The sequence below is a fragment of the Streptomyces sp. 130 genome (assembly GCF_007096885.1).
In the GTDB taxonomy this organism is placed as follows: Bacteria; Actinomycetota; Actinomycetes; order Streptomycetales; family Streptomycetaceae; genus Streptomyces.
The window spans coordinates 58,207-71,368 of sequence record NZ_VJNO01000003.1; the positions used below are offsets into that span (position 1 = coordinate 58,207).

Here is a 13,162-nt window from a genome sequence, read left to right on the forward strand (position 1 = left end):
GCACAGCCCCCGCGAGGGAGTGGCCACGCGGTGAACGGGGCGGCCGAAGCCTTTCGTCGGAGGCGGCCCGGGAACGCGGCCGAGCCCGGGCACGGCCTTCCTTCCTGAGACGCGCAGACCCCACCACCAGGTGTTCCACCCTGTCTCCGATCTCCGATCTCCGGACGAGCCGGAGGGCACCTTACCGGGGGTCGCCTCGGGATGTCCCTCCCCGATGCCCTACCGCAGTTCCCGGCTCGGTGGCGGGCGGGTGCGCCATGCGGTGCCTGGGACCGGATGTCATGCTGCGGGCCGGTGTGCTCCTGTTCGCACAGCGCCCCGCCCGTGGCCGCGCACCGCGAAGGTCGTCGACGCCATCGCCCAGGTCGAGACCGGACGCAACGACCGCCCCGTCGATGACGTGGTGATCGAAAAGGTGGTCATCGAGACCCGCTGACACCCACCAGCGGCTCGCGAGAACACCGCAGCACCACAAGTCCCGCAGCGCGCCGCTCCGGACAACCGCCTCCGCGGGTTCAGTACGTCCGGACATTCCGCGAGAGCCCGGCGCTCCGAGTGCGCGCCGGATCTGCGGGGGTGCGCACCTGGTGAAACGTGTCGGCCGGGCGGACGGCAGCGGTTCCACGGCGGTGTTGCTGACGGGAGGGACGGGTTTCACCGGGTCCAGGCTCTGCGCTGGGTTACCGCGCCGCACGGACGGGCCCGTGGCTGCTCCGCGCGACTGGCCATGTGCCCGGCCAGCCTGCACGGTTGCTCACGGTCGCATGCCACTGGGCCCGGTTGAGCCGCGACGGTGCCGGCCGCGTCCCGGTTGCTTCCATGGCTGCGACGTCCGGTCAGCGGGCGAGCGGGCCGGACAGCGCGTCCAGGAAGGTGCCGCCCAGCAGGCCGAGCAGGACGGAACCGGCGGCTGCTCCGTAGGCGGTCGCGGCGGCGATCCCCGATGTCGGGTGAGGGACGTCAGCGGGGCCGGGTGCCAGGAAAGCCGGGGCGATCCAGCGCAGGTAGTAGAAGAGGGACGCCACCGTGTTGACCGCCGCGACGACGGCGAGCCAGGCGTAGCCTCCGTCGATGGCTGCGCTGAAGGCTTCCAGTTTTCCGAGGAAGACGGCGGTGGGGGGCGTACCCACGAGGCCCAGCAGGCAGACGACGAGAGAGGCCAGCAGGGCCGGGTGCGTCCTGGCCAGGCCTCGGTAGTCGTCGATGGTGCGGGCTCGGCCGAGTGCGCAGACGACGGCGAAGGCTCCGAGGTTGGTCAGGGCGTACCCGGCCAGGTAGTACAGCAGTGTCCGCTGGTCCAGGCCGGTGCGTCCGGCGACGGCCACCGGGAGCAGGAGGTAGCCGACCTGGCTGATGGTGGAGTAGGCGAGGAGCCGTTTCACGTTCTGCTGGAAGAAGGCCGCCAGGTTGCCCAGAGTCATCGAGGCCGTGGAGAGTACCGCCACCAGGCCGGCCCACGGCAGGCCGGCGTCCGCGAGGGGGACGGCGGCGAGCCGGTAGAAGGCCGCCAGCGCACCGATCTTCGGGATCGTGGTGAGGAACGCGGCGACCGGAGCCGAGCTGCCCTGGATCGTATCCGGTACCCAGAAGTGGCCCGGCACGCCTCCGGCTTTGAAGAGGACACCGGCAAGCAGGGCGAGCGTGCCGGCCGCCACCAGTCCGGACGGTGCCTGGGCGAGTTCGGTGCGCAGCGTGGCGTACGACGTGGTCCGCCCGGCGGCCAGCAGGATGGTGATGCCGGTGAGCATGACTACGCCGAGGAGTGCGCCCACCATGTAGAACTTCAGGGCGGCCTCGGTGCCCGGGCCGTCCTTGCGGAAGCCCGCGAGCGCGTAGGCCGGCACGCCGGCCAGCAGATAGCCGGAGGCGAGCAGCAGCAGATCCTGGGCTCCCGCCAGGACCAGGGCGCCGGTCGTGGCGAGCTGGAGCAGGACGTAGAACTCGGTTTCGCGGGGGTCGCCGTGCAGCCGTGGCATGGCGAGCGCGAGGACCAGCAGGGCAGCCCCGAGGATGATGACCCTGCTGGTGGCCGTGAGCGTGTCGAGGGCGAAGGACTGGCCGAAGGCCGTCTTCACCGGGCCGCCCGCGTCGAGCACCGCGGCCACGGTCCCTCCGGCGCATGCCGTACCCGCCAGGGCTCCGGTCAGCCACTGGCGGTGGCGCGGCAGCCAGGCGCCGAGCAGCAGACCGAGCACGGCGGAGGCGGCGAGGAGGACCTCGGGCAGGAGGTCGAGGGGGTTCTCGTTCATCCCGGTCATCTCGCGAACAGCTCCAGCACGGTGCGCGAGGCGGGTTCGATGACGTCCAGGACGAACCGGGGGGCGAGGCCGAGAACGACGCCCAGGATGAGCAGCGGAATGATCGCGAGCCCTTCGTTGACTCGGATGTCGGGGAACGGCCGGTCGGCGCCCGGCGCGGCGAGCGGCAACCGCAGCGGCCCGAGGAAGATCTGCCGCAGGGCGCGCAGGAACAGGCCGGCGGTGAGCAGGATGCCGAGCACCGCCAGTCCGGTGGCCACCGGTTGCGGGCCGAGGCTGCCGGTGAGCACCTGGAATTCGGCGATGAAGCCGGAGAAGCCGGGGAGCCCCAGGGAGGCGAAGGCAGCGACACCGGTCAGCGCGGCGAAGACCGGTGCCCGGCCGGCGACCCCGGAGTAGGCGGACATCTCATACGTACGGCCACGCTCGTACAGCACCCCGGACAGGAGGAACAGCGCCCCGGTCAGCAGCCCGTGGCTGACCATCTGGAAGACCGATCCGGTGACGGCGAGGCGGCGGGCCTCCTCCTGGCCGGTGCCTACGGCGCCGGCCGCGCCGATGGCCAGGATGATGTAGCCCATGTGGTTGACGGAGGTGTACGCGACCATCCGTTTGAAGTCGCTCTGGGCCAGGGCGACGAGCGCGCCGTAGAGCACGGAGACCACACCGATGGTGACGAAGACGGGGGCGTACTCGCGCCAGGCGCCGGGCAGGACGGGCAGGGCGATGCGCAGGAAGCCGTACGTGCCCATTTTCAGCAGCACCCCGGCGAGGATCGCCGACCCGGCGGCCGGGGCCTCGGTGTGTGCGGGCGGCAGCCAGGTGTGGAAGGGCACCGTGGGGGTCTTGACCGCCAGTCCGACGCCGATGGCGAGAAGGACGAGTGCGCCGTACGAGGCACGGCCGGCCAGGGGGTTCGCGGTGGTCAGCTCCATGATGTCGAAGGTGTGGGGGTCGGCGGCCAGGTACAGGCCGATGAAGCCGAGCAGCAGGGCGAGGGAGCCGATGAAGGTGTAGAGGAAGAACTTCAGGGCGGCGCGGGCGGCGTGCTCGTGCCCCCACCCGGCGATGACGAAGTACATCGCGACGATGGACAGGTCGAAGAAGACGAAGAACAGGATCAGGTCGAGGGCGACGAACAGACCCAGGCAGGTGGTTTGCAGGAAGAGGAACAGGGCCGCGAACTCCCGCACCCGCCGGGTCGAGCGCCAGGCGTACAGAGCGCACGCCAGGAACAGGACGCAGGTGACGGCCACCAGTGGCAGGGACAGGCCGTCGACTCCGATGTGGTAACTGACGCCGGCGCCGGGGATCCAGCGGGCCCGCGTCTCGTACTGCATGCCCGCGCCGAGGTCGTAGCCCGCCCAGACGGCCGCCGTCAGGACGAGTTCGGCGGCGGCGGTGGCTGTCCAGGCCGTCAGGAAGAGGCTCCGGGGCGCGCTGCGCGGCACGCACAGCAGGAGGGCCGCCATGACGGTCGGGAGCAGGACGATGGCCGTGAGCACGGCGGTCACCTCACGAGGACGAGGACGACGGCGAGGACGGTGAGGGCGGCAACCGCCTGAGCGAGGTACTGGTGCAGCTGCCCGGTCTGCGGTCGGCGTGCCCAGCGGCCGAGCGCTCTCGCGCCTGCGGCCACGCCCTCCGCTGCGCCGTCGACGAGCCGCTCCACGTGTGCGTCGGTCCATTTGGCCAGCCGGACCGATGTGTGGGCGGTGGCGTCGACGGCACGGTTGAGCACTCGGTCGTCGAAGAGGGCGAGTGCGCCGGCCAGGCGCAGCACGGGGGTCACGAACAGCGTGCGTGCGGCGGTTTCCAGGACGAGCCACTGCGACACCGCGGCGGTGATCCGGCCCGGCAGGGCGAGAGGCCGTGGGCCTCGGATCCAGACCCCGGTGGCGACGGCGACCGCCAGTGCACCGGTCAAGGCGAACTCCCAGGCGTACGGCCCCGGTTGCGCCTCGCCGCCGAGCACCCGCCCCACCGCGTCCCGTACGGGCGGGAAGGAGGTGACGGTCAGGGCGGCGCACGCGACGGCCAGGGTCAGGAGCGGCAGCCGGGTCCCGTACGGCTGAGGCTGCCGCTCGCGGGCGTCCGGTACGGACGTGGGCAGGGGCCGCCAGACGAACCACAGGGCCTTGACGCTGTAGACGGCGGAGATCGCGGCGCCGGCCAGCCCGGCGGCGTACAGAGCCGTACTCTTCTCGAGGACGCCGGCGAGGAGTACGTCTTTGGCCGGCCACAGGGCCAGGGGCGGGACGCCAGCCAGCGCCAGGGCCGCGACGCCGAAGGTGACGCCGGCGGTTCGGTAGCGCCGGGCCGCCCCGCGCAGGGCGGGCAACTCCTTGGTGCCCAGGGCCGTCAGCCAGGCGCCCGCGACGAGAAAGGCCAGGCTCTTCGCGGCGGCGTGCGCGACGAGTTGCAGGGTGCCGCCGGTCACCGCGCCGGCGCCGGCCGCCAGCACCATGAAACCGGTCTGCGCGCAGGTCGAGGCGGCAAGGAGCTGCTTGAGGTCGCTCTGGGCCACGGCGACCAGGCCGAGCGCGACCGCCGTCACGGCACCCGTCCACGCCACGACGTGCCCGCCCCAGCCGGACCGTGCGAGGAGCGGCTCCAGCCTCAGCAGCAGATACGCCCCGGCCGCGACCATGGTCGCCGAGTGCAGCAGCGCGGAGACGGGGCTGGGGCCCTGCATGGCCCGGGACAGCCAGAAACTGAACGGCAGCTGGGCGGACTTGCCGAACGCGGCCGTGATGACACCGGCGGTGACGAGGTCGGACCAGGCACCGGTCGTGGCCGCGAGGCCGTCGAGGGCGAGGGAGCCGGCTTGTCCGCTCGCCAGCGCCGCCCCGGCGGCGAGGTAGAGGCCGAGGTCGGCGGCGCGGGTGGTGAGGAAGGCGGTGTCGGCCGCGTCACCGCGCTCGCTGTCGCGCCACCAGTAGCCGATCAACGCCCAGGAGGTGGCGCCCATCACCTCCCACGACATCAGCAGGACCGGCAGCGTCGTCGCCGTCACCGTCCCCAGCATCGCGCCGGCGAACAACAGCATCAGCCCGAAGAAGCGGGCGCGTGCCTCTCCCGGGCCGATGTCCGCGACACTGAACAGGAGGACGGCCGTGGTCACCGCGGTGACGGTCACCGCCATGAGGCCCGACAGACCGTCCACCGCGAGGGCGGCGGGAAGCCCCTCCAGCAACGGCGCTTCGACGCGCGGGTGCCCGAACGCCACCGCGACGGCGAGGCCGAGCCCGACGGCGGCCGTGACGACCGCGACGGCGGGAGCGCAACGGTCCACCGGCCTGCCGACGACCGCGAGCAGGGTCCCCACGCTCAGCGGCAGCGCGATGAGCACCCACAGCAGCGCGCTCACTCCTTCAGCTCCGCCGCCATGTCGGTCATGTCGACGTCTCGGGCTCTGAAGAGCGCGGTGACCACAGCGAACCCGATGGCCATCTCCACCGCCATGACCGTGACCGCCAGGACCACGAGCACCTGACCGTCGGCGGTGGCCGGGGCGATGTAGTGCCAGGCTGCTGCCGCGCCGACGATGACGCCGCCCAGCATCAGTTCGAACCCCATCATGAGCATCACGACCGACTGCTGGGTGAGCGCGCCGAACAGTCCGATGCTGAACAGGGCCGCGGCAAGCAGCAGGAAGAGTTCCAGGCTCATCGGCCCACCCCTCCCCGTACCGGGTCGTCGGCGGTGCGGGACTTCAGGTCGTCCCCGAACCGGTCGTACCGGCCGCGGCGGGTGGCGAGGACGACGGTCGCGACGATGGTCGCGAACAGCGCAAGCCCCAGGGTCATCATCGTGAGCATCTGAGGGCCCATCAGCGACATGCCCAGGTCCATGGCCGGGTCGGCCGACGGCCGGCCGCTCCGGGCCGGCCACGGAGCGACGAACACGCCCAGGGCCAGGGCAGCGAAGAGCGCCGAGCAGATCACGGTCGCGCCCTTCTTGTTGTGGACCATGCTCATCGGCATCAACCCGGCCGGATTCATCATGTACATGAGCATGAATACGGCCATGATGGTCATCTCGATGGTCATCATCAGCACGATCACGATCCCGAGGTAGTCGAGCCCGAGCAGCAGCACCTCTCCGGCGACGCACAGCAGCGAGGCCAGCAGCGCGTACGTCGCCCGGGCCATGGAGTCGAACCGGAACACCATGGCCCCGCCGGCCACCGCCAGGAGGGCCAGCGCCCAGAAGATCACGTCGTAGAACATCGGCCGCGGACCTTTCCTTTCACCGGTTCAGTACGACCACGGCGACGAACAGCGCCTGCAGGAGCGTCAACGGCATCAGCACCATCCAGGCCACCTCCATGTACCGCTCCATACGCAGTACGGGCAGCGCCCGGCGCCCGGCCACCAGCAGCGCCAGGACGGCGGCGGTCTTGAGCAGCGTCCACGCCCAGCCCGGCAGCAAGGGGCCGTGACCTCCTCCGAGGAACAACGGCACGCTGAAACCGGCGGTCACCACGAGCAGCAGCCATCGCCCGCCCAGGAACACCAACCGGTCCACGCCCGCGAGCTCGGCCGACGCACCACCGGCCGCATCCCGGGACAGCGGGTGGGAGAAGGGCCCCCAGAAGGACATCGCGAGCGCGCTCAGCAGGTAGACGGCGAACGCCACCGGCATCCACACCACGAACCACACACCGTTCTGGGCGGCGACCACGTCCCCGACCCGCAGGGACTCGGCTCCCAGTGCGGCGGTGGTGAGCGCGAACATGTGCGGAAGTTCGTAGGCCAGGCCCTGCGCCAGAAACCGGTAGCCGCCGATCAGCGGCAGAGCCGAGTTCGGCCCCCAGCCGGCCAGCCACACCGCTGCCCAGGCCAGCGCCTCCATGGCGTTGAACCACACGACGCCGACCGGGGGATCACTCACCGCGCGAAAGCCCCACGGCAGTACGCCGCCCGCGAGCACCGCGGCCACGGGGACCAGCACCACACCCAGCCGGCCCAGCAGCCGGTCGGCGGCCGTCGTACGGCGCGGCTGCTGGACGAGCAGCCGCAGGGCTTCGCGCAACGGTGACAGCGCCCGCACCCCGGCCTCCCGGACGCTCCCGGCCCGGCCACGCTCCGCCTCCCCCGTCAGCACCGCGAAAAGGCCTGCCGTGGCAACGGCTGCCGCCGACAGCGCCATGGGAAGGACGACGGCCGCCCACAAGGGCGCGGCATCAGACATGGACCGCTCCGGACACGGGCGTGAGGGCGAGTTCATCGACGTCCGGGTCGAGACTGGCCAGGACGATCCGCGCGCAGGCGTACTCGGCACCGGTCAGCAGTCCGGGAAGAACGTCGAGCAACGCCTGCGACGGCGGCTTCGCCCCGTCCAGCCGGCCGCGTGGTCCGGTCCGGTCGGCAGACGTCAACGGCCGCGCGTCATCGAGGGCTTCGAGGCCGCGCTCCGTTTCCTTCAGCCACGTCAGCAACCGGTCGTGGGCGTCTCCGTCCGCAGCCAGCGCCGGCCCGGACACGCCGGCCGCTTGTGCTTCGCCGGCCGGCAGCCTCCCGAGTCCGGCGATCGACCAGCGCAGGATCCGGGACCGTCCGATTCTGCGCACCGTCCCGCTGAGCACGCCGCCGATCGCCTGACGCGACGCCCCCGACAGGAACGCGTCCCGCAGCAGACGGCATCGCGCCGCGGCATCGTCCCAGCCGGCGACGGCAAGGAGCCGTCCCGCGCTGTCCAGATGCGCCGCACAGCGCCGGCGCGCCGCGCTGTCCCTGGTGACGTGCTCGCCCCGGACGGCCCGCAGCCACGGCTCGTCCCAGAAGGGCAGGCGAAGGCCGGCCGGCACGGGGAGGTGGTCCGCTTCGACGTCCTGCACGACGTCTCCTTGCAGCGTGAGGCGGAGGATCAGCCCCGCGGGCCAGTCGCTCAGCCCGGGACCGAATGGCACGTGCAGTCGGTCGAGTTTCAGCGCGTCGCGGTCATCGGCCCGCTCGGCCATCGGCAGGCCGGCCACCTCGTCCATGGAGTGACCGCCGGACGCTTCGGGCTGCGAGCCGTCGTGGTGCGCGTGGTGGCCGTGCCCGGAACCGTGTTCCCCGTGCCCATGACGCTTGGCGGGGCGCTCTGCGGGGTGGGGGGCAGGACCGTGTGCCGCCCTCGCCTCGCGCGAGCGAACCGCCCGGTCGGTCAGTTCCCGGCGCGCCACGTCGAGTGCGTGTGCGACCTGGCCGCTGCGCTCCACCGTGATGCGCACGGCAGGTGCCGGCACCGACTGTTCGATGCCGTCCACCCATTCGGCGGCCGTGCGGACGGGGACGCCACAGACGAGAAGCAGGTCCGCAGCCGCCGGAGCGGCCACGAGGGGCCATCCGCGTCGGCGCAGCTCCGCCTCCGCCTCCAACCGCAGGGCGGTCGCTCCGGGCACCGTGACCGCCAGAACTGCCGGGCGGTTCATCGCCGTACGCCGCAGCAGCCCTCTCACGTCCACCGCAGAGCCCCCTCGCGCCAGGCGTAGGCCACCGCGGCGAACAGGACGCCGAGGAAGACGAACATCTCCACGACGGCAGCGGTGCCCACCCGGGAGACGACCTTCACCCACGGATACATGAAAAGCATCTCCATGTCGAAGGCCAGAAAGATCATGGTGACCGGATACCAGCGCACGTGGAAGCGTGACACGGCATGCTGGTCCGGCCCGACGCCTCCGGAGAACGCGCCGGTCTCCAGAGGAGTCCGCACCGCGGCGAGGTACAGGCCCAGGCCGTACAGGGCAGCCAAACCGGCGCCGACGACGCCGAGAAGGACCAGCAGCGACCGCCATGCGTCCATCCCGCCCAACCTCCGCTCGCGGCGTCACCGTCGTCCCCATAGTGCGTGGCCGGCCGCTTCACGTCCTGCAGGCAGGCCCGAGCCGCCGTGCGACGCGCCCGCCTTCCACCGGATGACGCAGCGCTCCGTGACGCGGAGTCCGACGCCCGGGGTGGGCCATGAGCCGGACCGGGCGGAGGGAACCGCTCGGGGGCGAGGGGCGAAGGACGGGTGGAGGCCCACGTATGCGGGCGTCGTCCGTGGGGGATCTCAGCTACGAGGTGTCGGCCCGTGCTCTCGGCATTCCCGTGGGCGCGGTCAGATCACGGTTGCACCGGGCGTGCGGCAAGCCGCGCGATGCATGGGGCGGATCCCGTCCGACGGCACTGCGAGAGGTATCCGGCCATGAATGACGAACTTCAGCGCCGTCCGTGCCGCTGGCCGGGGCGGGGCGGGGCACCTCGTGGTGCGCCGCCCCGCTTGTACGGCCGGTCCGGTCAGTCGTTGCCGAGCAGCTCGTTCATCTGCGTGATCTCAGCGGTCTGGGAGGTGATGATCGCTGCGGCCGTCGTCTTGGCGGGTCCGTAGACGCCGTCGGCCTGCTCGGTCTTGGCCATCTCGACCGCCCCCTCGTGGTGCTCGATCATCATCTTCATGAATGCGGTGTCGAATGCCTCGCCCGAGGAGTCCTTGAGCTTGTCCATCTCCTCGGCGCTCATCATGCCGCCGCCCCCGCCGTGCGCGGAGTGGTCCATGGCGCCCTCGGCGGGTACGTCTTCGCCCCAGGAGGTCAGCCATCCGGACATCGTCCTGATCTCCGGGTCCTGCGCCTTCTTGATGTCTTCGGCAAGCTTCTTCACCTCGGCCGACTCGGCGCGGCTGGGGGCGAGGTCGGCCATCTCCACGGCCTGGCGGTGGTGGGGGATCATGCCCTTGGCGAAGGCCGCGTCGGCGGCGTTGTGCCGTCCCTGCGCGGCGGACGCCGAGGCGGAGGGGGAGCTTGCGGTGTGGTCGTCGTGACCGGACGGGCCGTCGCCGCTGCCGCAGGCGGCCAGGACGAGCGCGGCCGCGCTCGCGGCGGCCGCGGCGGCGGTACGACGGACCAGAGAACGCTTGCTGATCATGGTGGTGCAACTCCTTGAGCGCGCGGCCCCGGAGAGGGCGCGCGAAGTTCACGGTGTGAGAGCGGGTGGGAGTGCGGCACCAGTGGCCGGAACAACCGGGCCAGGTGCCGTGCGGGCCGCTCTATATGCGAAGAAGTTGCAGCTCGGAAAGGTCGGGCGGGGCCCGTCCGCTCTCCGCGGAGGCCGCCGTTCGCCTCGGCGCGACGGCGGCGACGGGCGCGTCCGACAGGGCGCCGGCCAGTGGGGGCGGCGCATAGGAGGTTTCGGTCCCGGCCGCCACGCATGATCCATCGGCGTGAGCCAGATGCTCCGACCCGCCGTCGGTCGGCGAGCACCCGGGCAGCGGATGCGAAGCGTCCTCGGTGGCCGTGGCCATCGCCGTGCCGTGGTGGCCCGCCTCGGCGCGTGGAGACTGCGGCGCTCCCCCGGGGGCGAGGGCGTGCATGCCCAGCAGGCCGGCGAGCACCGCCAGTACCAGCAGCACGAACAGCCGCCCGGCGGGGCGGCGGCTCGAACGCGGCGCGGAGGAGGCCATGCGCACATCGTACGGGCTGCCCCGGCGGAGGGTGCCGGCCGCCGGATGTCCGCCAGTTCGTGGAGCGCAGCCACCACCGGGCCCCGGGGCCCATCGGCCCGCGGTCGGCCGCGGTGGCGGAGCTGAAGACGTCCGGGCTGGGGGCGCCCTCAGCCGGCGTTGCCCTGGCCGGGGTCGAAGAGTTCGTTCGACAGCAGCCCGGCGGCGGCGCCGTCCAGTGTCGTCTGCATCTCGCGGGAACGGGGCACCATGGTCTTCTCGTACGCGCGAATGGCGTCGGCGATGGTGCCGTGACTCGTGATGGCGGTGGCGAGTTCGCTCGCGTCGAGCATGGCGAGGTTGACGCCGACGCCGAGCGGGGGCATGAGGTGCGCGGCGTCACCGAGCAGGGTGACGCTGGGGTTCGTCTGCCAGGTGTGCGGAACCGGCAGGGCGTAGAGGGGACGGTGGATGTAGGGGCCGTCGTTGTCCGTGATGAGCCGGCGCAGGCCGGGCGCCCAGCTCCGGTATCGGTCCAGGAGCAGAGTGCGGATCCGCTCGGTGTCCTGGCCGGTCAGTCCTGCTCGGGTGAGCCAGTCGGCGGGGCCGGACTGGATGATGTAGACGCGTAGGTGACCGCCACTGTTGCGCTGGGCGAACAGGCAGCGTTCACCGTCGGCTGCCATGGCACTGCCCTGCCCGACGAGATCGGCGACGGCGCGGTGTTCGGTCTCGACGTCGTTGAACCAGGCTTCGAGGAAGTTGATGCCGATGTGCTCGGGTGTGGCGGGTGAGAGCACGCGGCGAACTCTGGACCAGGCGCCGTCGGCGCCGATGACGAGGTCGGCCTCGACGACGCTGCCGTCGGCGAAGTGCAGCCGGCGGGGCCCGTCGTCGGGTCCTTCGACGCTCTCGAGCGTGCGTCCCCAGCGGACGGTGCCGGGGGCGAGGGAGTTCAGCAGGAGGTCACGCAGCCGGCCTCGGTCGATCTCGGGGGCGGCGAACTGATCGTCGGCGGGTTGGTGGTGAAAGCGGAGGGTTCCGTCGGCGGAATCGAACTGCCGCATCTCCTGGCCCTCGGGACGGGCGAGGCGCGTGAACTCCTCCAGCAGTCCGGCTTCCCTCAGCGCGGCCTGCCCGTCTTCCTCATGCAGGTCCAGCGTGCCGCCCTGATTGCCGTCGTCGGGGCCGGAGGCGAGGTCATAGACAGCGACGTCCACCCCGTTGCGCTGAAGGATGCGGGCGCAGGTGAGGCCGCCGGGGCCTGCTCCGACGACAGCGATACGGGGGGCGGGTGAGGGTGTGGTCATGGTGATGCTCCGTTCCTGTGGACCGGCACGAGTGGGACAGCGACAGGGGGATCGAGGTCGGGCAGGGCGCATCCTTCGGCCTGCCGCACCAGAAAAGCACACCCGATCAACAAGTGCAACGGTTCAACTTTTTGATCGGTGTCACCAGTGCTGTAGATTGTCGGCATGCCCGATGCCAGCAGTGCGGCGCCCACGCCGATGGGCCGTCGTGAACGCAAGAAGGCCGCCACCCGCCAGGCCATCGCCGACGCGGCCCTGCGCCTGTTCCTGGAGCGCGGCTACGACGACGTCGGCATCCGCGAGATCGCCGACGCCGCCGACGTGTCCACCACCACACTGTTCAAGCACTTCACCGGCAAGGAAGCGCTCGTCTTCGACCGGCAGGAGGAGATGAAGGCCCACCAGCTCGACGCCGTACGCAACCGCCCGAAAGGGCAGTCCGTCCCCGGGGCCCTGCGCGAACACGCCCTGCGCCACCGGCTGCTCGTGCCCGGCACTGATCCCGAGGTCAACGCCTTCCTCGGCCTGGTCACCGGGACCCCGGCGCTGCTGGACCACCAGCACAACGCCTGGCTGGAGAACACCGCTCCCCTGGCCCAGGTCATCTCCGAGGAGAGCGGCCTTCCCTCCGACGACCCGGCCGGCACCGCCCTCGCCCGCTTCGCCCTCGAAGCACCTCGCATCGCCCGGGACCAGCCCGACAGCACCGCAGCCCTCAACGCCGCCTTCGACCTTCTCGAACACGGCTGGCAGAGCATCGCCCCGAGCTCCACAACCGCGGAGCGGGGCGAGCACATCGACGCACGGCCCTGACTTTTGAACGGGTTCCGGGCACGGCGGCGTTGATCCTGTCGGCCGGGGCGGCCGGGGGCTCGCCCCACTCGGCCGGCCGTTCGTCGTCGAGCGCTCCGACGAACCGCGCACCCCGCTTGACGCGCTCTCCCAGCGCCTCGCCTCGTACGCCCGCCGGCGTCATCCTCTGGCATGCCGGGCTGTCGTACCGGTCGCCGGCCGTGCGCCGCCGGTCCGAGCTGAGCTCGCGGGCCCCGGACCTGTGGCTCGGGCCGGTGCGCGTCGCCCCCGGTCGCGCAACCGACAACGGGGAGAGCGAACGCCGCCCGGCCCGGCGGCCGGAGGCGCGTTCGAAGGCCATACCGGTGGGTGAACGGTGAAGAATCTTCC

Annotated in this window: 12 protein-coding genes and 2 pseudogenes; 3 read left to right on the forward strand and 11 right to left on the reverse strand. The window is 71.8% G+C overall.

What is annotated here, in order from left to right; translation table 11 throughout:
* Window positions 1-340: 340 nt before the first annotated feature.
* Window positions 341-436: pseudogene (locus FKN01_RS32985) on the forward strand (peptidylprolyl isomerase); the annotation flags it as partial.
* Window positions 437-836: 400 nt separating this feature from the next.
* Here the strand turns inward: FKN01_RS32985 and FKN01_RS04200 are convergent.
* From FKN01_RS04200 to FKN01_RS04235, 8 genes are all read right to left on the reverse strand, one after another.
* Window positions 837-2,258, reverse strand: coding sequence for an NADH-quinone oxidoreductase subunit N (locus FKN01_RS04200; RefSeq protein ID WP_143616480.1), 1,422 nt, complete (start codon window positions 2,256-2,258; stop codon window positions 837-839).
* A complete protein-coding gene (locus FKN01_RS04205) occupies window positions 2,255-3,763 on the reverse strand; it encodes a NuoM family protein (protein ID WP_185992738.1) in 1,509 nt (502 codons plus the stop codon). The genes FKN01_RS04200 and FKN01_RS04205 overlap by 4 nt, the downstream gene beginning before the upstream one ends.
* Window positions 3,764-3,768: 5 nt before the next feature.
* Window positions 3,769-5,628 carry a proton-conducting transporter membrane subunit gene (locus FKN01_RS04210; RefSeq protein WP_143616484.1) on the reverse strand — a complete coding sequence of 620 codons (1,860 nt, stop codon included), beginning with the start codon at window positions 5,626-5,628 and terminating at the stop codon, window positions 3,769-3,771.
* Complete coding sequence (gene nuoK, locus FKN01_RS04215; protein WP_143616486.1) at window positions 5,625-5,930, reverse strand: NADH-quinone oxidoreductase subunit NuoK; 306 nt, start codon at window positions 5,928-5,930, stop codon at window positions 5,625-5,627. Before nuoK ends, FKN01_RS04210 begins: the two co-directional genes overlap by 4 nt.
* Window positions 5,927-6,490, reverse strand: coding sequence for an NADH-quinone oxidoreductase subunit J (locus FKN01_RS04220; RefSeq protein WP_143616488.1), 564 nt, complete (start codon window positions 6,488-6,490; stop codon window positions 5,927-5,929). The genes nuoK and FKN01_RS04220 overlap by 4 nt, the downstream gene beginning before the upstream one ends.
* A gap of 19 nt (window positions 6,491-6,509) precedes the next feature.
* Window positions 6,510-7,454 carry an NADH-quinone oxidoreductase subunit H gene (locus FKN01_RS04225; RefSeq protein ID WP_143616491.1) on the reverse strand — a complete coding sequence of 315 codons (945 nt, stop codon included), beginning with the start codon at window positions 7,452-7,454 and terminating at the stop codon, window positions 6,510-6,512.
* Window positions 7,447-8,583 carry a hypothetical protein gene (locus FKN01_RS04230; RefSeq protein ID WP_313906130.1) on the reverse strand — a complete coding sequence of 379 codons (1,137 nt, stop codon included), beginning with the start codon at window positions 8,581-8,583 and terminating at the stop codon, window positions 7,447-7,449. The genes FKN01_RS04225 and FKN01_RS04230 overlap by 8 nt, the downstream gene beginning before the upstream one ends.
* 119 nt (window positions 8,584-8,702) lie before the next feature.
* Entirely contained in the window at window positions 8,703-9,053 is a 351-nt protein-coding gene (locus tag FKN01_RS04235; RefSeq protein ID WP_143616495.1) for an NADH-quinone oxidoreductase subunit A, read from the reverse strand.
* A gap of 245 nt (window positions 9,054-9,298) precedes the next feature.
* On the opposite strand from FKN01_RS04235, the pseudogene FKN01_RS32990 reads away from it, so the two are divergent.
* A pseudogene (locus FKN01_RS32990) lies at window positions 9,299-9,445 on the forward strand (sigma factor-like helix-turn-helix DNA-binding protein); the annotation flags it as partial.
* Window positions 9,446-9,529: 84 nt separating this feature from the next.
* Here the strand turns inward: FKN01_RS32990 and FKN01_RS04245 are convergent.
* From FKN01_RS04245 to FKN01_RS04255, 3 genes are all read right to left on the reverse strand, one after another.
* Window positions 9,530-10,156 (reverse strand): DUF305 domain-containing protein, encoded by a 627-nt coding sequence (locus FKN01_RS04245; protein ID WP_143616497.1) that lies wholly within the window; start codon window positions 10,154-10,156, stop codon window positions 9,530-9,532.
* Window positions 10,157-10,277: 121 nt separating this feature from the next.
* Window positions 10,278-10,691: a DUF6153 family protein gene (locus FKN01_RS04250; protein WP_143616499.1), complete on the reverse strand. Its 414-nt coding sequence runs from the start codon at window positions 10,689-10,691 to the stop codon at window positions 10,278-10,280.
* 149 nt (window positions 10,692-10,840) lie between these two features.
* Window positions 10,841-11,980, reverse strand: coding sequence for an NAD(P)/FAD-dependent oxidoreductase (locus FKN01_RS04255; RefSeq protein ID WP_143616501.1), 1,140 nt, complete (start codon window positions 11,978-11,980; stop codon window positions 10,841-10,843).
* A gap of 165 nt (window positions 11,981-12,145) precedes the next feature.
* Here FKN01_RS04255 and FKN01_RS04260 point away from each other — a divergent pair, with 165 nt between their 5' ends.
* Window positions 12,146-12,793, forward strand: a complete 648-nt coding sequence (locus FKN01_RS04260; protein ID WP_143616503.1) for a TetR/AcrR family transcriptional regulator — start codon at window positions 12,146-12,148, stop codon at window positions 12,791-12,793.
* Window positions 12,794-13,162: the final 369 nt, after the last annotated feature.